The organism is Paenibacillus jamilae, assembly GCF_050482105.1.
In the GTDB taxonomy this organism is placed as follows: Bacteria; Bacillota; Bacilli; order Paenibacillales; family Paenibacillaceae; genus Paenibacillus; species Paenibacillus jamilae_B.
The window spans coordinates 646,304-669,141 of the sequence record NZ_JBCNHI010000018.1; the positions used below are offsets into that span (position 1 = coordinate 646,304).

23 protein-coding genes are annotated in these 22,838 nt (G+C 45.1%); 17 read left to right on the forward strand and 6 right to left on the reverse strand.

Annotated elements, in window-relative coordinates; genetic code table 11:
• Window positions 1-60 precede the first annotated feature (60 nt).
• The 9 genes from ABEW32_RS18205 to ABEW32_RS18245 all read left to right on the forward strand — a co-directional run bounded on the left by ABEW32_RS18205 (window position 61) and on the right by ABEW32_RS18245 (window position 10,566).
• The gene (locus tag ABEW32_RS18205; RefSeq protein ID WP_430190184.1) at window positions 61-357 is read left to right on the forward strand and encodes a hypothetical protein; all 297 of its coding nucleotides are present in this window, start codon (window positions 61-63) and stop codon (window positions 355-357) included.
• 127 nt (window positions 358-484) lie between these two features.
• Window positions 485-1,288 (forward strand): MBL fold metallo-hydrolase, encoded by an 804-nt coding sequence (locus tag ABEW32_RS18210; protein WP_430190187.1) that lies wholly within the window; start codon window positions 485-487, stop codon window positions 1,286-1,288.
• A gap of 136 nt (window positions 1,289-1,424) precedes the next feature.
• Complete coding sequence (locus tag ABEW32_RS18215) at window positions 1,425-2,444, forward strand: aldose 1-epimerase (protein ID WP_430190190.1); 1,020 nt, start codon at window positions 1,425-1,427, stop codon at window positions 2,442-2,444.
• Window positions 2,445-2,595: 151 nt separating this feature from the next.
• On the forward strand, window positions 2,596-3,306 hold the full coding sequence (locus tag ABEW32_RS18220) for a FadR/GntR family transcriptional regulator (protein WP_430190193.1): 711 nt from the start codon (window positions 2,596-2,598) through the stop codon (window positions 3,304-3,306).
• Window positions 3,307-3,406: 100 nt separating this feature from the next.
• Window positions 3,407-4,951, forward strand: a complete 1,545-nt coding sequence (locus ABEW32_RS18225) for a 2-isopropylmalate synthase (protein WP_430190196.1) — start codon at window positions 3,407-3,409, stop codon at window positions 4,949-4,951.
• A 166-nt stretch (window positions 4,952-5,117) separates the two neighbouring features.
• Window positions 5,118-6,506: a class II fumarate hydratase gene (gene fumC / locus ABEW32_RS18230; protein WP_430190199.1), complete on the forward strand. Its 1,389-nt coding sequence runs from the start codon at window positions 5,118-5,120 to the stop codon at window positions 6,504-6,506.
• Window positions 6,507-6,706: 200 nt separating this feature from the next.
• On the forward strand, window positions 6,707-8,173 hold the full coding sequence (locus ABEW32_RS18235; protein WP_430190202.1) for a potassium/proton antiporter: 1,467 nt from the start codon (window positions 6,707-6,709) through the stop codon (window positions 8,171-8,173).
• 224 nt (window positions 8,174-8,397) lie between these two features.
• Window positions 8,398-9,519: a phosphodiester glycosidase family protein gene (locus tag ABEW32_RS18240; protein ID WP_430190204.1), complete on the forward strand. Its 1,122-nt coding sequence runs from the start codon at window positions 8,398-8,400 to the stop codon at window positions 9,517-9,519.
• A 42-nt stretch (window positions 9,520-9,561) separates the two neighbouring features.
• A complete protein-coding gene (locus tag ABEW32_RS18245) occupies window positions 9,562-10,566 on the forward strand; it encodes a stalk domain-containing protein (protein ID WP_430190206.1) in 1,005 nt (334 codons plus the stop codon).
• 116 nt (window positions 10,567-10,682) lie between these two features.
• Here ABEW32_RS18245 and ABEW32_RS18250 read toward each other — a convergent pair whose 3' ends face one another.
• Window positions 10,683-11,222 carry a helix-turn-helix domain-containing protein gene (locus ABEW32_RS18250; protein WP_016820789.1) on the reverse strand — a complete coding sequence of 180 codons (540 nt, stop codon included), beginning with the start codon at window positions 11,220-11,222 and terminating at the stop codon, window positions 10,683-10,685.
• Window positions 11,223-11,493: 271 nt separating this feature from the next.
• Here ABEW32_RS18250 and ABEW32_RS18255 point away from each other — a divergent pair, with 271 nt between their 5' ends.
• Complete coding sequence (locus tag ABEW32_RS18255) at window positions 11,494-11,907, forward strand: DoxX family protein (RefSeq protein WP_430190209.1); 414 nt, start codon at window positions 11,494-11,496, stop codon at window positions 11,905-11,907.
• Between the two features lie 49 nt (window positions 11,908-11,956).
• Window positions 11,957-12,823, forward strand: coding sequence for a VOC family protein (locus ABEW32_RS18260; RefSeq protein WP_430190212.1), 867 nt, complete (start codon window positions 11,957-11,959; stop codon window positions 12,821-12,823).
• A 71-nt stretch (window positions 12,824-12,894) separates the two neighbouring features.
• Here ABEW32_RS18260 and glsA read toward each other — a convergent pair whose 3' ends face one another.
• Window positions 12,895-13,833: a glutaminase A gene (gene glsA, locus ABEW32_RS18265; protein ID WP_013371363.1), complete on the reverse strand. Its 939-nt coding sequence runs from the start codon at window positions 13,831-13,833 to the stop codon at window positions 12,895-12,897.
• Between the two features lie 175 nt (window positions 13,834-14,008).
• Between glsA and ABEW32_RS18270 the strand changes: the two genes are divergently transcribed.
• Window positions 14,009-14,344 carry an AMP-binding protein gene (locus tag ABEW32_RS18270; protein WP_430190215.1) on the forward strand — a complete coding sequence of 112 codons (336 nt, stop codon included), beginning with the start codon at window positions 14,009-14,011 and terminating at the stop codon, window positions 14,342-14,344.
• Between the two features lie 93 nt (window positions 14,345-14,437).
• Here ABEW32_RS18270 and ABEW32_RS18275 read toward each other — a convergent pair whose 3' ends face one another.
• On the reverse strand, window positions 14,438-14,749 hold the full coding sequence (locus tag ABEW32_RS18275) for a hypothetical protein (protein WP_017427018.1): 312 nt from the start codon (window positions 14,747-14,749) through the stop codon (window positions 14,438-14,440).
• Window positions 14,750-15,041: 292 nt separating this feature from the next.
• Between ABEW32_RS18275 and ABEW32_RS18280 the strand changes: the two genes are divergently transcribed.
• The 5 genes from ABEW32_RS18280 to katA all read left to right on the forward strand — a co-directional run bounded on the left by ABEW32_RS18280 (window position 15,042) and on the right by katA (window position 19,765).
• Window positions 15,042-15,947 (forward strand): NUDIX hydrolase, encoded by a 906-nt coding sequence (locus ABEW32_RS18280; protein WP_430190218.1) that lies wholly within the window; start codon window positions 15,042-15,044, stop codon window positions 15,945-15,947.
• 30 nt (window positions 15,948-15,977) lie between these two features.
• Window positions 15,978-16,460, forward strand: coding sequence for a riboflavin biosynthesis intermediates N-glycosidase (gene ybiA / locus ABEW32_RS18285; RefSeq protein ID WP_430190221.1), 483 nt, complete (start codon window positions 15,978-15,980; stop codon window positions 16,458-16,460).
• Between the two features lie 5 nt (window positions 16,461-16,465).
• Window positions 16,466-17,365, forward strand: a complete 900-nt coding sequence (locus ABEW32_RS18290) for a TIGR02452 family protein (RefSeq protein WP_430190224.1) — start codon at window positions 16,466-16,468, stop codon at window positions 17,363-17,365.
• 51 nt (window positions 17,366-17,416) lie between these two features.
• The gene (gene cysC / locus ABEW32_RS18295) at window positions 17,417-18,019 is read left to right on the forward strand and encodes an adenylyl-sulfate kinase (RefSeq protein ID WP_430190227.1); all 603 of its coding nucleotides are present in this window, start codon (window positions 17,417-17,419) and stop codon (window positions 18,017-18,019) included.
• Window positions 18,020-18,307: 288 nt separating this feature from the next.
• Window positions 18,308-19,765: a catalase KatA gene (gene katA / locus ABEW32_RS18300; protein WP_430190230.1), complete on the forward strand. Its 1,458-nt coding sequence runs from the start codon at window positions 18,308-18,310 to the stop codon at window positions 19,763-19,765.
• Window positions 19,766-19,886: 121 nt separating this feature from the next.
• Here the strand turns inward: katA and ABEW32_RS18305 are convergent, their stop codons facing one another.
• Genes ABEW32_RS18305 through ABEW32_RS18315 form a run of 3 tightly spaced genes read right to left on the reverse strand, consistent with a single transcriptional unit; the run spans window position 19,887 to window position 22,835 of the window.
• Window positions 19,887-21,197: an MATE family efflux transporter gene (locus ABEW32_RS18305; protein ID WP_430190233.1), complete on the reverse strand. Its 1,311-nt coding sequence runs from the start codon at window positions 21,195-21,197 to the stop codon at window positions 19,887-19,889.
• On the reverse strand, window positions 21,164-22,006 hold the full coding sequence (locus ABEW32_RS18310) for an ABC transporter ATP-binding protein (RefSeq protein ID WP_430190236.1): 843 nt from the start codon (window positions 22,004-22,006) through the stop codon (window positions 21,164-21,166). The genes ABEW32_RS18305 and ABEW32_RS18310 overlap by 34 nt, the downstream gene beginning before the upstream one ends.
• Window positions 21,999-22,835 carry an ABC transporter ATP-binding protein gene (locus tag ABEW32_RS18315; protein ID WP_430190239.1) on the reverse strand — a complete coding sequence of 279 codons (837 nt, stop codon included), beginning with the start codon at window positions 22,833-22,835 and terminating at the stop codon, window positions 21,999-22,001. The genes ABEW32_RS18310 and ABEW32_RS18315 overlap by 8 nt, the downstream gene beginning before the upstream one ends.
• Window positions 22,836-22,838: the final 3 nt, after the last annotated feature.

Consider the following 22,838-nt stretch of genomic DNA (forward strand, 5'->3'; position numbering starts at 1 on the left):
GAAAAGGTTCACAAATCAGTTTTGGTACTTTTTAGTGAAAATGAAAGGGCGGATAAATAAATGACAGAGGAAAATTCTTCTCAGGAATTGAAGGAAGTACATATTCAGCAGGCACAAATGACAAGAGATGAGAATGGTGCATATTTAGGCCAAGTGGTATTTGGAGTGGACGGACAGAGTTCTATTTATGAAATTACCTTCCACAGTAAAAAGGGAAAGGAATGGGATTATAGTCTCCATTTTGCTGGAGAGCCGCGCTTGGAAGAAGAAATGCTACAGATGGATAGCTGGATTGAAGAGAACGATGATCTTTTCTACTATTTGCTGGATGCGGCATGGAGTAAATTACCCGAGTAATGTAAACATGGTCTATTTTCGTGACAAGCGGATTATATTTAGCAGTGTCCGCATAATCTGCTGACATGGGGGAAGCCTATAGGTCGAGTATAACAGGAAATTCCATGTGAATAGGAGGGTGAAGCTTTTGGCAAATCATCTGTTCACCGAAGGAATGACGGCAAATGAAGAGGCTGCTCCCGATCTCCTGAGCTTACGGACGCTGTTTGTAAATGTGTGTTTTATCGGAGAGCCGGGAAGCCGATCCTGGGTACTGGTGGATACGGGGATGGCAGGATTCACAGACTCGATTATACGCCTGGCTGAGGAACGATTCACGGGTCCTCCGATTGCTATTGTGCTTACTCATGGTCATTTTGACCATGTAGGTTCGGTTATTGAGTTGGTACAGCATTGGGGTACACCGGTTTATGCACACCCTTTGGAACTACCTTATCTGACGGGTATGAAGGATTATCAAAAACCTGACCCTAGTGTGGGGGGAGGTTTGATGTCGGGGATTTCCTTTTTGTACCCCAATGATGCTATAGATCTCGATGATCGCATCACCTCCCTGCCCCAAGATGGCAGTATCCCTGGCGCTCCTGGTTGGAAATGGCTTCATACCCCAGGCCATACGCCTGGTCATGTATCGCTATTTCATGAGCGGAGGCGCCTAATGGTGGCCGGTGACGCTTTTATCACGGTTAAGCAGGAGTCAGCACTGGCTGTGCTTCTACAGGAAAAAGAAATTCACGGACCGCCTGCGTATTTTACAACTGATTGGCAAGCTGCGCATCAGTCAGTGAAAAAGCTAGCGGGTTTAAAACCCGCGATCGCAGTTACAGGGCATGGACATTACATGCAAGGTACCGAGCTAACCGATCAGTTGGAGCGACTAGCAGGAAATTTTGAACACATGGCAGTCCCCAAACAGGGGCGTTATGTGTAGTATGTGTGAAGGACGATGCCTTGCGGGGCATCGTTTTTTTGTGTTGACGTGGAATTTTTTTGCTGGACATGGTATAGTCAAGCCAAAAGCTAAACGCTTTCATTAAACATCGTCATTTCATCAAGGAGGATTTTTGATGACACAACAGCATACTGCAATTGGTGATCTTTATTATGGAATACCGGCGATTCGTCTTAAATTTGGGCGATATGAAGCGGTTGCCCTACCAGGAAACGGTGCAAATCTGATTTCTTTTCGTGACAATGAGACGGGATATTCTTTTCTACGTGAGCCGGATGCTGAGAGCATAGAGGCTTTCAAACAAAGCCCATCCGTTTACGGAATTCCGTTTTTGTTCCCTCCAAACCGTTATGAGGATGGAAAATTCCTGTGGAATGGTGTTACATATGAGCTGCCAATTAATGAAGAGGCTACCCATAACCATTTGCACGGCTTTTTACATACCGTTCGGTGGGAGGTTGAGGACTACGGTTCCGGGGAGCAAGGTAGTTATGTGGTAATGAATCAGCATGTAAAGGAAGGGCATCCTATGTTCCGTTATCTGCCTTTCACCTTTACGATGAAGTTAACGTACAGCCTTGACGAATTTGGCCTGCATCAGCGTTATGTGATCCATAACGAGGGGGATCAACCGATTCCCAACTTGTTTGCCTTTCATACAGCCATTCGGGTACCTTTTGTACCTGATAGCTCGCCTGAGGATTACAAGATTAAGGTTACGATCGGTGAGCGGCGTGAGCTGACGGATCGGTTGTTGGCCACTGGGCAGTTCCAACCGCTATCCCCAGAAGAGGAATTGATGAAGACAACAGGAGTTAGCCCTTATTTTGCCTCTATGGATAATCATTATACGGCGGCTCCGCAAAATGGACGTAACTACATGGAACTCACACACAGTAAGACAGGCGCTACTCTTGTATATGATGTAGGCACTGCTTATAAGCATTGGATGATCTGGAACAACAAAGCGAACCAGGAGTTCATCTGTCCTGAACCGCAAATGAACATGATCAATGCACCGAATCGACCGGACTTGCCTGCGGAAGACATCGGGTTAATTGCACTGGCTCCGGGTCATATTTTTGAAACAACCAGTCGTCTGTACTGTGTTACTCCTAATCAAACGAAATCTTAATATTTCTTTATCTCATAAGCTTGCATCGTGATGAACGGTTCAAGCTTTTTCGATTGCTAAGGCTGTAGTTACAAGACGACTAAGAAGAATTATGAAAAAGGTTGCAGAGAAGCAATGTGCCATAGTATGATACGAAACAGGAGATGATCAGATGAATCATGGAATGATGCCTTTTCAAGCTGTTAAACGCAAGCAAATTGCAGATGAAGTGGCTGAGCAGTTGCAACGAAAAATTGCTGCTGGTGAATGGAATGTAGGCACTAAGATTCCAACCGAGCCTGAGCTCATGAAGCTATTTGGAGTCGGGCGCTCTACAGTTCGTGAGGCGGTTAGCGTTTTGGTGCATGCCGGTCTATTAGAGAAAAAGCAAGGACACGGAACCTTTGTCTGCCAACCGACCACTTCTCAGGAACCATTGGATTACCGACTAAGCCGCGCCGAAATTATTGAGGTTTATGAAGTACGGAGCGTGTTGGAACTGGAGATTGCCAGATTAGCTGCGTTACGTCGTAATGACGAAGATTTACGCTTGATGCGGGAGGCGCTGGACCGTCGAGCTGCGACATTGGCCGCTGGTGATATGAATGGGTACTTGGATGCGGATATCACTTTTCACTTGGCTGTTGCAGCAGCTACAGGCAATAAGGTGCTTACGGATGTATACCGCAGCTTTGTAGAGGCTATCCGCAAGGCGCTGAGCAATCTGATTACCGATCCAGCGATGCAAAATCATTTTACACTTCAGCATGAAAAAATTTATGAAGCGATCTTGGACCAGGATGGCAAGGCTGCCGAGCTATATAGTATTCAGCATTTGGATGGGACCAAGCTGGAGCTGCAAAAGCATATGGGAAGTTCTTAATTTTTTTATTCTTAAACATCAGATGATCATATGAATGAATGTACTGTACAAACCTTCTACTTCGAGCATCTCCTAAAATCAAACCAAAGGTGGTATCTGTATGCGCAAAATATGGGTGTTGGACACAACGTTAAGAGATGGAGAACAGTCACCAGGAGTTAGCTTAACTAGCTCAGAAAAGGTAGAAATCGCTCTTCAGCTGCAAAAGCTAGGCGTAGATCGGATTGAGACTGGCTTTCCAGCAACCTCACCTGGTGAGATCACCAGCATGCAGGAGATTGCCAAACAAGTCACCCAAGCAACACTGGTTGGTTTTGCACGCTCGAAAGAGCAGGACATAGATGCGGTCAGAGAAGCTCTACGGGGAGCGGAGGACGCTTGTCTTCACTTGTTCCTGGCTACCTCGCCTATTCATCGTCAGCATAAGCTGCGAATGGATAAAGCGAAAGTATTAGAGACCGCTGCCGCTGCTATTCGTTATGGACGCAAGTACTTCAGCAAAGTAGAATTTTCAGCAGAGGATGCCAGTCGTACCGAGCTGGAATTTATTTGTGAAGTTGTAGATATGGCAATTCGCGCTGGGGCGACAGTCGTTAATTTACCGGACACGGTGGGATATGCCTCGCCAGAACAGTTTGGAGAAATGTTTAGAATCGTAAAGCAGCAAGTACCTGGTATTGAAAAAATACAGCTGAGCACACACTGTCACGATGATCTTGGTATGGCAACAGCTAATACGCTGGCAGCTATCCGTAACGGTGTAGATCAATTTGAAGGCACCATTAATGGCATCGGTGAGCGAGCGGGAAATACACCTATCGAGGAGGTTGCACTAGCCCTTGACACGAGAGCCGAGCTCTATGGTGCACAAACGAGTCTCGTTTTGGAGGAGCTGTATGCTACCAGTAGACTGGTAAGCAAACGCACTGGAATGCCAGTACCGGGGAACAAGGCCATTGTCGGGGCCAATGCATTTGCACATGAGTCTGGTATACACCAAGACGGAATGCTGAAGGAGCGCACAACATATGAGATCGTATCCCCTGAGCGCATTGGTCTGAAGACGAGTAAGCTTGTATTAGGCAAGCATTCGGGACGTCATGCGTTTAAGGAAAAACTGGCGGACATGGGATTTAATGCTTTGACAGAGGAACAGCTTCAGGATGCGTTTCGCAAATTTAAAGCCTTGGCGGATAAGAAAAAACAGGTGCTGGATGAGGATTTACACGTCCTTATGGATGAAAGCCGCAATGTATCGCCTCAAATTTACACACTAAGCTCCATTCAGGTGTCCTATGGTAATCAGTCGGTCCCAGTCGCCTCCATACGCTTGAATAAACAGGATGGTACAGTAATTGATGAAGTTGCGATGGGGAATGGTTCTGTAGATGCGATTTTTCATGCGATAGACAAGGCTAGTGGTGAAGTGGTGGAGTTGGAGGATTACTCCATTCAGTCTGTAACATATGGCAAAGATGCGTTGGGGGAAGTCCACGCTATTTTGAGGCAAGGTGAGCACACAGCACTGGGAAGAGGTACAAGTACAGATATTTTGGAAGCTAGTGCTAAAGCTTATATCGACGCGCTAAACAAGCTAGTAGGCAGAAAAGAAGTGCATGCCAAAAGCAATATCACGATTAGCTGAGATTAGTAAATCAAGCTTATAGCTGAATTTTCCTTCTCACTCCTCTGACCTTATCATAAAAAAGCGCTTGCAAAATATGTGATAACATTTGAAATTTAATGTATAATAGGCGAGAGAAGATCACCATATTTTGTCTGAATTACATAGGCCAAGAGGAGGAAATGAGTTGAACTACCGCATTGAAAAGGATACGTTGGGCGAAATCAAAGTACCGGCAGATCGTTTGTGGGGAGCACAAACACAGCGCAGTAAGGAAAATTTCCCGATTGGCTCGGAGAAAATGCCATTAGAGGTCATTCAGGCATTCGCGGTACTCAAAAAGAGTGCGGCGATCAGCAATTATAAGTTGGGTAAGCTATCTCAGGAGAAGCAGGACGCCATTATTTATGCAGCGGACGAAATTCTGGCTGGACGAGTGGATGACCATTTCCCGTTGGTTGTATGGCAGACAGGGAGCGGCACGCAATCCAATATGAATGTCAATGAAGTGATTGCTCATCTGGGCAGTGAATGGTTACAAAAACAGGGAAAAGATGCGAAGCTGCATCCAAATGACGATGTGAATATGTCGCAAAGCTCAAATGATACGTTTCCCACAGCGCTTCATGTAGCGGGTGTCATTGCCGTCGAGGACCGCTTGTTGCCTGCTATTGATAAGCTGAAAGAGACTTTTCAACAGAAGTCGGAACAATTCAAGGATATCATCAAAATTGGCCGAACCCATTTACAGGATGCTACACCACTTACACTGGGTCAGGAAATTAGCGGCTGGTATGCCATGCTGGATAAAAGCAAGCGGATGATCGTCGACACGGTTCAATATATGAAGGAGCTGGCGATTGGCGGAACAGCAGTGGGCACAGGAATTAATGCTCATCCAGAGTTTGGTTCCCGAACCTCTGCAGAAATTTCCGGCTTCACTGGAAAAACATTCACATCTGCACCTAATAAATTCCATGCGCTGACCAGTCATGATGAAGTGGTGGCTGTACATGGAGCAATCAAAGCACTAGCTGCAGATTTGATGAAAATCGCCAATGATGTTCGCTGGCTGGCTAGTGGCCCGCGTAGCGGCTTGGGAGAAATCACGATTCCTGCGAACGAGCCGGGAAGCTCCATTATGCCTGGTAAGGTGAATCCGACCCAGAGTGAAGCACTGACGATGGTCGTTACGCAAGTCATGGGTAATGATGCAGCCATCGGCTTTGCAGCAAGTCAAGGTAATTTTGAGCTGAATGTGTTTAAGCCAGTAATCATATACAATTTTTTGCAATCTGTTCATCTGCTGGCTGATTCCATTATTGCTTTTAATGATAACTGTGCTGTTGGCATTGAGCCTGATCTCGCCAAGATTGAGCACAATCTGAATAATTCTCTGATGTTGGTGACGGCATTGAATCCATATATTGGATATGAAAATGCTGCTAAAATTGCTAAACTTGCACATGCAGAAGGGCTGTCTCTAAAGGAAGCGGCACTTCGTAGCGGACTGCTGACGGAAGAGCAGTTCGACCAATATGTTGTGCCAGCACATATGATTCAGCCCAAAGTCTAAGCACGACGAACGGGTACAGCTTGAGAAATTTAAAAAATGTACAAACCAGCTTGTGGAGTGCCGATCCAGCACAGACCATGAGCTGGATTTTTTAATTTTCCCATAATTTTTTTACTTAAGATTAGTATTCTGTGTGATTTGAGGGTATATAGTTAGAAGGCGAAAAAATGAACATTTAATTTCAAGATAGGAGAAGCCGTATGGAACAGACAACCGTGATTAATTTGATTGTGCTTTTGCTGTCCGGCTTGCTGCTGGTCGGTGTGCTGACTACCAAATTTTCCAGCCGTTTTGGTATGCCTGCACTTGTTTTGTTTATTGCTGTAGGCATGGTGCTCAGCCAGTTTATTTATTTTGATAATGCCTTTATCACACAGCTGGTAGGCATTCTCGCGCTTATTGTAATTCTGTTTGAAGGTGGGATGCAGACAAAGTTTACCCATATTAAGCCAGTTATTCGACCTGCATTGTCATTATCAACCCTCGGGGTCATCATAACGACTGTAGTCATTGGCGTGTGCGCCAAGTTTATTTTGGGCGTAGGCTGGATGGAATCGATGTTGTTCGGCGCAATTGTCGGATCGACAGATGCGGCAGCCGTGTTTTCCGTTTTGGGGGGTAAAAACATCAAAAAACGAATTACCTCGACGCTCGAAGCGGAATCCGGCAGTAATGATCCGATGGCTGTATTTCTCACAGTCACATTGATTGAGCTGATACATCACCCTGAGCAATCCATTTGGATACATATTTTATTGTTTTTGTGGGAAATGGGTTTTGGTTTAATCGTTGGTTTTGTACTAGGACGCTTAGGAGTATATGCGATTAATAAAATGAATTTTGATTCATCCGGTTTGTACCCTGTAATGGCATTGGCATTTGCGGTTTTGACGTATGCGGCGGCATCGTTATTAGAGGCGAGCGGATTGCTGGCGGTGTATGTCATGGCCATTGTATTGGGTAATTCCGACTTGACTTACAAGCGATCCATTATTCATTTTAACAATGGTTTCGCCTGGATGGTGCAGATTATGATGTTTGTCCTGCTTGGGCTATTGGTCTTTCCCGATCAATTGCTGGGCATTGCGTGGCAAAGTTTGGCGCTTTCCTTTATCCTCATGCTCGTGGCTCGTCCAATAGGTGTGTTCCTAAGCTTGCTTTTTTCCAGGTACTCTGTTCGAGAGAAGACACTGCTATCCTGGGCAGGGCTGCGTGGGGCGGTACCCATTGTACTAGCAACCTATCCATTGCTGGATGAAATGGATGTAGGACCCTTGTTTTTTAATGTTGTTTTTTTCGTAGTACTTACTTCAGCGATTATTCAAGGTACCACGATCTCTTGGCTAGCAGTGAAGCTTGGCTTGATGGACCCTAACGAGACGTCGTCGCCTTCACTGCTAGAATTAGTTTCTCTGGGAAAAACCACTTCGGAAATCAATCACATTCAGGTACAAAAGGGGATGTCGATCGCGGGCAAGGCGATTCAGGATATACAGCTGCCTGAAGACATTTTATTCACAGCTATTATTCGGAACGAACAAATTATTGCCCCGAGAGGCACAACTGTGATTGAACCTGGCGATACTTTGTACGTGCTTAGTCCCAAACTCAAACGCCAGCAGATGAAAGAGCTGTTCATGCTGCTCGAACCAGAGGCGGCTCCGTAAATGAGTTTTGTTCTTATCGTTACAGTCCTTCGCATTTATTTATGTGAAGGGCTTTTTGTTGCGTTCTTTTTCAGAGTGGATGAATCTGTTAAAAAATTGACACTATCATTCTACAAAATTAGTTTATGATATTGTCGTTAGATGTCGCAGCCTATCGTTACTGATCATTTGATGGGCAATAGTGATGAAATACGATAGAAGCCACCAAACAGGAGAGATGATGAATGAAACCGGAAGTCTTGCCACAGCGTGCAGCAGCTCGCAGGCAGAAAAATAAGAAAAAGAAACGAAAAGGTAGATTTGGTCGCTTTATACTGCGACTTTTTATTGTATTCCTGTTAGCGGGAATTGGGGGTGGTGCATGGTTGTTTTTAACCCCATCCGGCAAGGATATGCGCTATTTGGCTGCGGACACACTGATTACAACTCAGCATCGGCACTGGGCGAAATATTTTATCGGAGAAGCAGAAGCGAAGAAACGCGTGGCTGAATATTCGGCCCGATTCGAGGAGATGGGCGAGGAGAAGGACAGACATACAATCAATTTGCCTGATCTGGTACCAACCAAGGTACAACAAACGCCGTTGGTTGAAGTGGAGGAGGTATCGGGACGCAATTATCATGGCTATGTTATGACAGTGCATGACCCTACTAAAATTAGGCTCGGGGTTCCTGCTAAAGTCGGTCGGGGAGAACGGGTATCTAGTATGGTCGAGCGTTTGGGGGCCGTTGCTGGCGTAAATGGCGGCGGATTCGCTGATCCCAACTGGAACGGAAATGGTTTTAAACCGATTGGTGTTGTCATTTCTCAGGGTCAGATATACTACAACGATATGGGTAAAAATGCCTCTGTTCAAATCGTAGGCATTGATAAACAGGGAAAAATGATAGCCGGTCACTATTCATTGTCTGAATTATCCAAAATGAATGTACAAGAAGCGGTTACCTTTCAGCCACGACTAATCGTGAATGGAAAAGGTCTGATTCGCAATGCAAGCGAGGGGTGGGGCATTGCTCCCCGTACTGCGATGGGACAGAGAGCAGACGGGGCAATTATTTTCGTAACCGTCGACGGTCGCCAGCCTGGGTACAGCATTGGTGCCAACTTGTATGATATGCAAAATATTTTACTTAAACATGGAGCAGTTATCGGTGCTAATCTGGATGGAGGTTCGTCCACGGTGCTCGTCAAGGATAACACTATTGTCAACAAACCTTCTTCTGAATACGGAGAGCGATATTTGCCAACTGCGTTTCTCGTATTTGAGCATCCAGAGACCGTCAGTATCCCGAACATATGGGAAGGGATGAGACCCGTAGATATTGACGCAGCCAAAAAGAGATAGAACGGGAATAAAACAAGTCTATTAAGTGAACGGAGACTCATAATGAAGCTAGATCGAACAGGATTTCAGCGATTGTTTGTCGCCTTGCTGATGCTACCATTGCTCTTGACAACAATGCACCAAGGAGAAGTCGAAGCGGCTGAACAGGGAACCACAGCACCTCAATCAACACAACTAACAGATATTGTTATAGCCGGTCAACCCTTAAACAACAAGACCAAATCTCTATTGATTGACGGTAAGCTCATGGTACCGCTTAAACCTTTGGCTGAAGCTGTAGGTGCAAGCTACCATTGGGATGCTAAAAAAAAGCAGGTCACGCTGCAAAAGTGGGCAGAGCCCTTAGTTCTTAAGGAGCGATTACGAAAGAACAAGCAGCAGCTTACATTTGAGGTTGTAGGTAAAGACGTTTATGTGCCTCTTAGAGATGTATCGCTTGAGTTAGGTTATACGTTGGAGAAGACAAATACACAGATTCAGATCCAGCCACCGATTCACGGTAAACTAAAAGAACAAATATATGAGGGAGATCTCGTGGCAGCACGTGAAGCATTAATCCACTTAGAAAGACGTTCTGTCCATCCTTATATAGAAGAACATCGTCCTAACACTGAGCTGCTGTCCAGTGTCTATATGTTCCCCCAAGGCGAAGCATTGCGGTATTTTACAGTGAACGGGGATGTGCTGAGTCTGGTTGAAGTGAAGGACGGTTTTCCGATTGTTGCCTATGAAGGGTATGTGGGAGCTCCCTTTGATAAAACCTTTACGATGGAATACGATCCACTGGAGCTGTTTTTGGCTAATAAAGCCAAAGATCAGTGGGGAACCTATCCGAAATTAAATAAGCCGCTGATCTACGAGTATACTACAGGATGGGGAGACAGCAGCACTACTTTTTATGGGCGTGTTACTATAGATAAAAAAGAAGAGCTGCTGGGTACGACGGGCGATCCGGTAAGCGGACTCCGAACCGATGCCAAGCAGATCATGAAAACCTTCAAGCTGCCGTGGGAATCGCGTACAGATGCCCAGCAGGCGATGGGATAAGTTTAGTAGAGCAGATACTACAAAAAAGCGTGTATCGTTGAAGTTAATTTAACTTCCCGGTACACGCTTTTTACAATGAAATGGGTAATGAATATTGTGATATGCTCAAATCTTGTTTAGGCGTCATTTTCTGCTTCGAGAAACACGGAGATCAGAATACGCGCGTTGTTTTCTCCAACATTTTTGGCATAGTGGGGGATGGCTGCTCTCCAGCTAAAGGAATCTCCTGCTTCCAGCGTAGCTGAATCCTCACCCTGCTCCACGTATACCGTACCCTCCAAAATAAAATGAATCTCATCCCCTGCATGAGCATGTTCTTCTTCTGTAGATGAGCCTGGCGGCATGTCCACCAGCATCATTTTGACATTACCCTGACCACCCAAATGATCGACCTGGAGTTTGTTTTTACCATACAATGTTTTACGACGCTCGTCCTTACGAATCACTTGCATCCTTTCTTCTTCTTTAAGAAGCAGAAAAGCGAGAGGTACGTTCAGCGCATTAGCGATGCTGTCCAATGTGGCGATGGAAGGGGAGGTTTTATTATTTTCGACTTGACTCATAAATCCTTGAGATAGACCGGTTCGTTCGCAGATTTGCTGGATGGATAAATTTTTACGTTTACGAGCTGCACGAATGTTGCATCCTATACCCATAGAGCGTTCCTCCTTTTAGGGAAATATAATATATACTAATTTATTATTTATCATAACAAATAATTTGTTGACAGACTATAGTTTCTTATGCTAAATTCACATTACAAAATAATTATTACTATTACTAATAATTTAAGTGTAATTCATACTTATGTGTTGCAGTATAGATTCGGACGTCATTATTTTTTTGGCTAAATTATTAGTAATATAAATTAATTATTCATATACGCTTGTATGAGTGTATTAAAACAAACAGAATGGAGAGATAAACATGAGTTCAGCAAGCAGAAACATTTCTACAATTATGCGGGTGGCGCTGGGCATTTTGTTTCTGGCACACGGAATTGCTAAATTCCAAATGGGATTGGGTAATGTAGCAGGCTGGTTTTCCAGTATTGGTGTTCCAGGATTTTTAGGTTATGTCGTTGCGGTGATTGAGTTGGTCGGCGGGATTGCATTAATTCTTGGATTGCTTACTCGCTATGTATCCGGACTTTTAGTTATTGTATTGATCGGCGCTATTTTCACGGCCAAATTGTCCGGCGGGCTGATGGGGAATGGTCAAGGCGCTGGCTATGAGCTGGATATTGCTTTTATTCTGGTAGCTCTTCATCTCGTATTTGCGCCGACAACTCGCTGGTCTCTGGATTCTTTGTTCAGCCGTCGTGGGTCAACAGAACAATAAATTTGATTAAGCCTTAGTCCTCCAATCCATGTAGAAAGAGGGAAATCTCATGATAGCACATATTCATGACAACACTAAAATCGGGCAGGTTTCATTAAAAGTTAGTAACTTGGAGCGCTCTATTCAATTTTACACTGAGGTCATTGGTTTACAGCTTCTACGTCAAACAGCGGATACCGCTGAATTGACTGTTGACGGAAAGCATGCGCTACTGATTCTTAACTATATTGAAAATGCAGTTATTCTGCCGCGCCAGTCTGCAACCGGATTGTATCACTTTGCTATTCTTCTACCAGATCGTATAGCTCTGGGTTTGTCTTTGCGTAATCTGCTGGCTCATGAGATTGAAATCGGACAGGGAGACCATGATGTAAGTGAAGCATTATACATCCATGATCCCGATAATAACGGAATTGAAATCTATGCGGATCGTCCTCGTAATCAATGGAAAAAAGATGCAAATGGATTTTACATGATGGGAACTGGACCTGTGGATGCAGAAGACCTGATTGCCATTTCTGAAAACTTACCTTGGCAGGGACTGCCACAGGGAACGGTAATTGGGCATGTTCACTTCCATGTGTCTAATTTGCTCACAGCACAGCAATTTTATTGCGATGTGCTTGGCTTTGACATTACATGCCGATATGGATCTTCAGCCTTGTTCGTTTCCGCAGGTGGTTACCACCACCATATGGGCTTAAATATATGGGCAGGTGAAGGAGCGCCACCAGCTCCCGAGCAGGCTGCTGGATTGGATTATTTTGAACTGAATGTTCCAGACCAACAAGAATTGGATGCCATTACTGCTCGTTTGACTGCGGCAGGTTATCGATTACAAGAACGTGATGGGGCCTTGTATGTGGCTGACCCGTTCCGTATTCAAATCAAATTGGTTCAGGGTCAAACCATTTAACATAGCAAGAACGTAACAGAAAAGGGTATTCCTATGAGCCGTACTGGCTGGGAATACCCTTTTTTTATATCCTAAAACAAACTCCAATCCAAATCGCGGGACATTGTCTCCAGCAAGTGTACCCCCGCTGTACTGTTGCCCATACGATTCAATGAAGGCCCCACTAACCCGATGCCGTATCGTCCAGGTACCATCGTCATTATACTGCCAGATACGCCGCTTTTGGCAGGGAGTCCGACTTGAATGGCAAATTCACCAGAGGCGTCATACATACCGCATGTTGTCATAAATGTTTTGGCGATCTGTACATAGCGACGGGGGATCAAAGGTATACCTGTGACCGGATCACGGCCGTTGTAGGCTAGTATAAGTCCCATACGTGCTAAATCTGTACAGTTTAATTTGACAGCACAATGTCTGAAATAGACGTCAAGCACATCCTCCACATGACCTCTTAAAATCCCCTTTTCCATTAGAAAATAAGCAAGGGAACGGTTCAAATGGCCTGTGGCTGATTCTGAGTCGTAGACATCCTGATCATATTCCAATGTGTCATTATGAGTAAGCAGACGGAAAAACTGAAGAACACGGGCAAATCTCTCTTCTGGACTGTTTCCCCGAATCAGAGAGGAGACCGCGATTGCTCCGGCATTAATCAGTGGGTTAAATGGAATCCCCGGCTCGACTAGTTCTAGCTTTAGCATGGAATTAAAACGGTCTCCGGTAGGCTCCATACCTACCTTAGAGAAGACAACGTCCTCTCCATTATCCATCAAGGCCAGAATGAGCGTAAATACCTTTGAGATGCTTTGCATCGTAAACTGGATTTCCGTATCTCCGGCTACCACGGTCTCACCCGCACCGTTCATGACCACAATACCCAGCGCGTCGGCCGGGGCCTTGGACAGTTCGGGAATATACGCTGCTACCTTGCCATGAATATACTCATGACGGCTTTGTTCTACCCATTCCGGCAGTTTGGTCTGTAGTCTCTGCCACTCCGATGTCATTTCTTTTCCTCCAGTCGAGTAACCAATCTGTGGTATTTATTGTAGAGCAAGAAGTAGCTATATACTTATTTTAAAGAAATGTTCAGTCGAAAAACAAGCTCTGATGTCATTTCTTTTTCTCCAGTTAAATCCCCAACTATTGTAATATCTGGATTATGGCTTACAGGAGAAGGAGATGAAGTTGAGCATGTTACATGGTATGTTAGCGGATTACCCACGGGAGAAAACGATTCATCAGTTGTTTGAGGAGCAGGTTGAGCGCACACCGGACCATGTGGCGGTTGTACTTGGGGACAAGCACTTGACGTATGCTGATCTGAACAAACAGGCCAATCAGCTTGCACATGCTTTGCGGGTCAAAGGTGTAGATAAGGACGAGCCCGTCGGGATCATGGTCGAATGCTCATTGACTATATCGATATCGAACTTTATGTCGATAACTCAAAATCGTTTTTGCACAGTCTACAAGAGCTTGAAACCGATGACCTTTGGTACAAGTAAAGTGAAGTAAAAAAACTGCCGACAGCGTCGACAGTTTTAGTTTAAAGGCCTTCTGATGATTCAATTGAATTCATCGGAAGGTTATTTTGCTATGTACTTGAAATCAATAGTAGCTGCTGGAATTCAATGAGCTTATGATCGCAGGCAATAGAGCAACAGCCATAATGATATAGATAACAATTACAATAGCGGCCCATAGCAGGCCTGCCTTAGCGTAGTTCGCTTTGCTCGGATTTGTCGAGCCGCTAAAAGCCCACACAAACAGCATAACAATTCCAACTACGGGTATTGCCATCAGGAGTAAGCTGATCATCCACTCCTTGAATGAAACAGGTGGCGGGTAAACAGGGGCTGGTCTGGACGGTGCTCCTTGTTGATTGTATTGCGGATTAAACGGGTTAGACGGGTTAGACAATTGAATCTTCTCCTTACGTGTTTAGTATGTTGTGTTTCCTATATTGTCCAAAACATCATACATGATATGACAATAAGCAACAAGTAAAATTCAGTAAACAGTCTAATAGTACTATCACATGACCAAAAATAGGTCTATACACCCTATTGACGAAGCGCTAATTATATATTAATGTATTGATATTAACATTTTGTTTTTATCATAATGATTTAAATTAAAATTTACATAGAGCATTCGTTGCTTTTGAAGGAAAAGCGATGATGTCCCAAATATGAGCAGGTAGGTGACACAAGTGACAGATAGATCGAGATACAACGACAGTGGCTTGACGGAGGAGCAATTTTTGGCCCTTTATGATGCGAATCAATATGAGCGTCCATCCGTAACGGTAGATATGCTGTTATTTACTGTAATGGATCAGCTCCAGCAGAATTACCGTAAGCTACCGGAGAAAACACTTCAGCTCCTATTGATCCAAAGAGGAGAGCATCCTTTTATAGGGCAATGGGCGTTGCCCGGCGGTTTTGTAGGCATGAATGAAAGCCTGGAAGAGGCTGCACGCCGTGAGCTTAAAACTGAAACCAATGTGGATCAGATTTATATGGAGCAGCTGTACACTTGGGGAGATGTAGCACGTGATCCGCGTATGCGGGTAATTAGCTGCGCTTACATGGCGTTAGTAGACCATGAATCCTTGGAGGTGCAGGCAGGGGATGATGCAGCAGATGCTCAATGGTTCGAACTGGATTACAGTGTGGCTCAGGAGACGCGGACGAATCAACCGGAAGGTTACACATGGGAGCAAAACATTGACATTACATTGAAGCATGCGGACATCCTTCTGTCAGCCAAAGTGAAAGTAACTGAAATTCTTAAGGGTAAAACCATAGAAATCAAGCGAGAAGTTTTGGAGTCACAGGGAATTGCTTTTGATCATGCTAAAATTGTTGCGTACGGTATTGAGCGTCTACGCAGCAAAATTGAATATACCGATATCGCATTTCACCTAATGCCAGCTCTATTTACACTGAGTGAACTTCAGCAGGTGTATGAAATTATTTTAGGTAAAGAACTGTTGGCCGCGGCTTTTCGTCGTAAAATAGCAGATCTTGTGGAAGAAACCAATGAATACAGTAAGGCGGCCGGACATCGTCCGTCCAAGTTATACCGATTTAAGCCACGGTCACGTTTTATATAGCATAAAAGGAAGAAGAAATGAGGATTAGTCATGGAGAAGTTTACATTTTTTTATCGCAGTCATTCACCATTTTCGCAATGGTACCCTTGTGAATTTGTCGTGGATGGATTGGAATTTAACTGTGCTGAGCAATATATGATGCTGAAAAAAGCGCAGCTTTTTGGGGATGAAGAGGCAGCCCTGAAAATTATGCAAGCTCCTACCCCAAGGGAGCAAAAAGCCCGTGGTCGCAGTGTGCGCGGATTTGACCAATCCTTATGGGAAGCAAATTGTCAGCAATTCGTGTATGACGGAAATTATGCCAAGTTCACCCAAAATACGAATTTGCTCAAGCATCTGCTTAAAACGAAAGGAACTACTCTGGTTGAGGCTAGTCCGACCGACACCATCTGGGGTGTAGGTTTAGCTGAAAATGACGCTCGTATACGGCATCGGAAACAATGGCGGGGTACGAACTGGCTCGGGGAAATATTGACGAATTTACGTGAGGATCTATTGCAAAAGGAGGAGTAGTTATCATGAATCACACAATGAATTCCCGGAGTAAGCGGGATGCCAGGTCACATATGGCGCATGAAACATTATCCATTATGGAAAATGGGCATTACACGAATACCAAACAGGTACAAGTAAATATTGCTAAAGAGGTAGGGAATGCGGTCACAGGTTCGAAACTATATAGACCTTCTCAACTGGTAGCTGTAAAGCAAGAGGCAGAGCAAAGAATAAAAAGTATATTAGGAGCTTCTTCCCATGTTGACGAACAGGCGATCATTGGGAAGTTGGAAGTTACGGGAGAAAGTACGTTGCAGGCCGCACATAGACTCCGGGTCGAGGAGAAGCGGGAACACGTAGCATGTTTGAATTTTGCATCAGCCAAAAACCCAGGAGGTGGATTCCTCGGAGGCAGTCAGGCTCAAGAGGAAAGCTTGGCTCGTTCGTCAGCGCTATATCCTTGTATTTCACAAATGGTGGAAATGTACCAACATAATCGGAAGCTGCGAAGCTGTTTTTACTCAGATTATATGATTTATTCTCCTCAAGTTCCTGTTTTTCGGGATGATCAAGGAACATTGCTGGAAAATCCGTATCTAGTCGATTTCCTGACCGCGCCTGCTGTGAATGCTGGAGTCGTACATGAGCGGGAGCCAGAGCAAGTGCACCGGATTGAAGAGGTCATGTTGGAGCGCATCCGTTATGTTTTTGGAATGGCCATGCAAAACGGTGTAGAACATCTTGTGCTTGGTGCTTATGGTTGCGGGGTATTCCGCAATAAACCGGAAGAGGTTGCCGACTGGTTTAGACAAGTGCTTGTAGCTGAAGGATATGGATTGCTGTTTGAACGGATCGCCTTTGCAGTTTTGGACCACAAAGCAGAGCAGCGTACTTTAAACAGCTTTAAAAATGCTCTATCCTAATAACAGAGACATCTTAAACACATTAATATTGATGAAATAGGAGAGTGCTGAATGAACCCATCTTCCAACATTACCTGGCATGTATCAGAAGTGGATAAGCAAGCTCGACAGCTTCTGAACGGACATCAGAGTCCCGTGCTTTGGTTTACAGGGCTATCTGGCTCGGGAAAGTCAACGGTATCCTCCACACTCGAAAAAGCGTTATATGCACGAGGTATACGTACGTTTATTTTGGATGGGGATAATGTTCGGCATGGTTTGAATCGCAATTTGGGTTTCCTGCCCGCTGACCGCAAAGAAAATATTCGTCGTATAGCGGAAGTATCCAAGCTAATGGCACATGCGGGGGTTCTAACGATTTGCGCCACTATTTCACCATATCGTGAGGATCGTGAAATGGTAAAGGATATTTTAGAACAGGAAGGCTGCTACGAGATTTATATACAATGCAGTCTAGAGGAATGTGAGCGTCGTGATCCAAAAGGAATGTACAAAAAAGCACGAGCTGGAGAAATTCATCATTTTACGGGGATTGATGCTCCTTATGAAGTACCGCTGCAACCTGATTTAATCGTCTCCACGGAAGGCCGGGAGGTAAATCAATCGGTACAGGATATTCTGGATTTTCTCGATAGCAAGCAGCTCTTATTATGATTTTATGATGAATTCCATATGAATATTGTCTGAAAGTCTCCATAACAAAACCTGGGAATTGATCAATGTAATTGTTACAGAACATAAAAAATTGAAATCATTTTATTGTAAATAAATACAGCACTATATTACGGCAAGCCTTATGGGGCTTGCTTTTTTATTTGTGATTTTAAACTAATTCTAAATCCTAAATTGTAATAATTATAAAAAAGTATTGATTTTTATTTGTGCACAATTTATAGTGAAAGGCACATAGTCAACCAATTCATTTAAGAGGTGATTTCAATTATGAGTAACCAACCAACGAACCTGACTACAAGCTGGGGCGCTCCTGTTGGAGATAATCAGAATTCGATTACAGCAGGCTCACGTGGTCCCACATTAATTCAGGATGTGCATCTGCTGGAGAAGCTGGCGCATTTTAACCGGGAGCGTGTGCCGGAACGCGTTGTTCATGCCAAAGGCGCGGGGGCGCACGGATATTTTGAAGTCACTCATGACTTGTCTTCATATACCAAAGCAAACTTCTTGTCCGAAGTGGGCAAGCGTACACCGATGTTTATTCGTTTTTCTACTGTGGCAGGTGAGCTAGGCTCGTCCGATACTGTACGCGATCCACGTGGATTTGCGGTAAAGTTTTATACAGAAGAAGGAAACTATGATCTCGTAGGGAATAATACACCTGTCTTTTTTATTCGGGATGCCATTAAATTTCCTGACTTTATTCATACGCAAAAACGTCATCCTCAAACGCATCTGAAAAACCCGAATGCGGTCTGGGATTTCTGGTCCTTGTCTCCTGAATCGCTGCATCAGGTAAGTATTCTCATGTCTGACCGCGGTATTCCAGCTACACTTAGACATATGCATGGTTTCGGTAGCCACACGTTCAAGTGGGTAAACGCCGAGGGGCAGGCTGTATGGGTAAAATACCATTTTAAAACGGAACAAGGTATACAAAATCTCGATGTGGATTTAGCTGCGAAAATTGCCGGTGAAAACCCGGATTATCATATACAAGATTTGTTTAATGCGATTAAAAAGGGTGATTTCCCGGCATGGAAGCTTTATGTGCAGATTATGCCTGTAGAAGATGCGGATACGTACCGTTTTGATCCGTTCGATGTGACCAAAGTATGGTCTCAAAAGGATTATCCGCTGATTGAGGTAGGGCGCATGGTGTTGAATCGCAATCCTGAGAACTACTTCGCTGAGGTGGAGCAGGCAACATTCTCGCCGGGTTCATTTGTTCCTGGTATTGAGGCTTCCCCGGATAAGATGCTGCAAGGTCGTCTGTTTGCCTATGGTGACGCACATCGCTACCGTGTTGGTGCAAATCATAATGCGTTGCCCATCAACCGGCCGCATGCGGAAGTACACAACTACCAACGCGACGGCGCATTGCGCAGTGACGGTAATGGCGGAGGATCTGTCTATTACGAGCCGAATAGTCTTGGTGGACCGAAAGAATCACCAGCTCACAAAATCGCTCCTTTTGAGATATCGGGCGAAGCACAAAGTGTAGCCTACGACCATAACGATCACTACACACAACCAGGGGACCTGTATCGCTTGCTGAGTGAAGAAGAGCGCTCACGTCTGGTCCGAAACATTGTAAATGCTATGAAGCCTGTAGAAAGTGATGAAATCAAACTGCGTCAGATCGGTCATTTCTATAAAGCTGATCCTGAATACGGACGTCGTGTAGCAGATGGTCTGGGTTTGACCGTTCCACAAGGTGAGTAGAAGGATTAGCAAACTCATAACCTGAAAGCCGTATGAATAAATAATAAAAGGATGTCCCCACACCACGTACATGGTGAATGGGACATCCTTTGTTTTTGAGAGCAATGTAAAGCAGGGGCTGCTAAATCCTCTTCAACCGAGGTAAGTAGACCACCAGAAACAGTGACCGTCCCAGGGCAAAGATGATAAAGGATAACCAAAGTCCATGATTCCCATAATAGGGAACGCACCAGAAGAGAGCGATCAAAAAGCAGACCAGTGAAATCAGCATCGAATTACGGATGGGATACGTTACCGTCATCCCTGTAAACACACCATAGAATACCAATCCCAGTCCAGCTGCTAGGGGAAAGACCACGAGCCACCCATTGTAAGGTGTTGTCAGACTAACTACAGTAGCATTTCCCGTAAATAGCGAGATCAGTGGCTCTTTCAGGGCGAAATACAATCCTCCCGTCACTACGCTGGTAACCAGTGTCCAGAACCAGGACAAGCGAATAACTCTTTGCAACATTTTACGATTTCCAGCACCACGAGCTTGACCCGTCATGATGCTACTGGCGTTGGCGAACCCGTCAAAAAAGTAAGCCATAATGTAATGGATCTGCAACAAAATAGCATTTGCCGCCAACTGATCGGTTCCAAAACTCGCACTGCGCGCCGTAAACAGATTAAACATCGTCAACAGGCAGGCTGTACGAATCATAAGATCAAGGTTTGTTGTCATGACACTTTTCAACTCTGAGGCACCAAACCATTCTCGCCAATTTATCTGTTCGCTGCGCTTCCATTCTCTCCAAATCGATGAGCGGAACACTAGCACAAGACCCAATACACACGCAAGAGCTTCTGCAATTAGAGTAGCGCTTGCCACCCCGGCGACATTCCAATGCATGATCTGTGTAAATACAATAGCTAATAGCATATTAATCACATTCATGGATATTTGTAAAAATAATGTGGCCTTCACACGGGACAATCCCATCAGCCACCCGAGCAGTACATAGTTTACTAATGTAAGAGGAGCTCCCCAAATACGAATGTTAAAATAAATAGCTGCTTGCTCTGCCACATCCTGAGCTGGATGAATAAGCTGGAGAGAAGCTAGCAGAATGGGCTTTTGCAATACAATAAATACTGCACCAATGAGTAGAGCTATGGCCAGTGGGCGCATAAGAGCAGCTATGCCTTGATCGTTATTTTGTGCGCCCGCGGCTTGTGCTGTGAAAGCTGAAGTACTGACTCGCAGAAAACCAAATAGCCAATATAAAGTGTTGAAAATAAGAGTACCGACTGCCACGCCGCCTAAATAGGCAGAGTGGCTCAAATGACCGATTACTGCTGTATCCACCGCACCGAGTAGCGGGGTCGTAATCGTCGAAATAATTAAAGGGATCGCTAACGCAAGATAGGCTCGGTGGGAAGGCAGCATGTTGAAAAAACCTCCAGTAACGATTGTGTATAGGGATGCCGATCCGAATGAAATAATGCTTCCTTAGAAAAATGCTCAAGCACACGGCCCTCTTTCATCACCATGATCCGGTCACTCATAAAGTGCACAGATGCCAAATCATGCGAGATAAACAGATAAGCCAGTTCAAACTCATCCTGCAAATCTTTGAGCAGATTCAAAATGATGGCTTGTGTGGTTACATCCAAACTTGCAGTCGGCTCGTCCAATACGATAAAATCCGGCTCTGTGCTGATAGCACGTGCGATGGTTACACGCTGCTTTTCCCCACCACTGAGCTGATGTGGAAACTTATCCAGATAACTCGCCGGAAGCTTCACCATACCTAGCAGTTGTTCTGCTATATTCCGACGTCCAGAGGGCATACCCGCCATAAAGGAAGGAATATAGCATTTGAGCTGATCCAGTGGCTCCAGTAGGGATTGCAGAATGGTTAGCCTAGGGTTCAAAGCTGCGGACGGATGCTGAAATACCGCCCCCAGTCTGCTGCGAATCCGATTTAATTCACTTCGCTTTAATCCTCGAGTGGACTGTCCATGCAGTGTAAGCTCACCTTGATCAAATGGGTCCAATGTTAAAATACAGCGAGCGAGTGTGCTTTTCCCACTGCCGCTTTCTCCGACAACCCCCAGACATTCTCCGGACGAGACCGACAGAGCAACATCATGCAGCACAGTTTTGCCTCCAGTGTAAGCCTTCGTCAACCCGGAGACGGTAACAACAGGATTGGGGCTGTCTTGCCACTGAGCGAAGGCGGCCTGATTATCCATGTAATATGCTCCTTTCCGGTGCAAACTGCTCATCGGTGTTATTGCATGGCAAACGTGAAGGAGCGCCTGGAGACAGCGGCGGAATAGCCGCCAGTAAGCGACGTGTATATGGATGGGCTGGATGGTCCAGCACCGCTTGCGTTTGGCCAGTTTCTACCAAAACACCTGTACGCATTATTGCGATTCGATCCGCATACTTCCGTACATGCCGTAGATCATGAGTAATCCACAAGATGGAGATTCCTGTTTCCATCCGGATTTGGTCAATGAGCTGGAGGACTCGATGTGCAGTGAGCGTATCCAGCGCAGTTGTGGGCTCGTCGGCAATAAGCAGCTTCGGCTCTAGAAGCAGTGCAGCTGCAATAGCCGCTCGCTGTAATTGACCACCACTGAGCTCGAATGGATAGCTACGGTATACTCGCTCGGCGGGAAGCTGGACGTGCTCCAGCACTTCGATACAGCGCTGCTTACGCGCTTTACGGTCTTGTTTACTGTGAGCACGCATCAGCTCGTCGAGTTGGCTGCCCACACGCAAAAAAGGGGTAAAAGCCCCATGATAATCTTGAAAAATGTAAGATATTTCACTGCCAAGCAAGGAACGTCTTCGTTTAGCAGATAGGGCAAGCAAATTCTCGCCATTCCACATGATGATTCCTTCAGCGCTAACAGAAGCGGGGAGGAGACCGCCAATAGCGAACGCAGTCATGCTTTTGCCGCTGCCGCTTTCGCCTGCCAGAGCACACCACTCTCCCGGACGAATGGCAAGCTCCAGTTGCTCTACAATCGTTTTTGCTTTCGTCCGAATCGTTAAGCCTTCAATAGTCAGCATGTA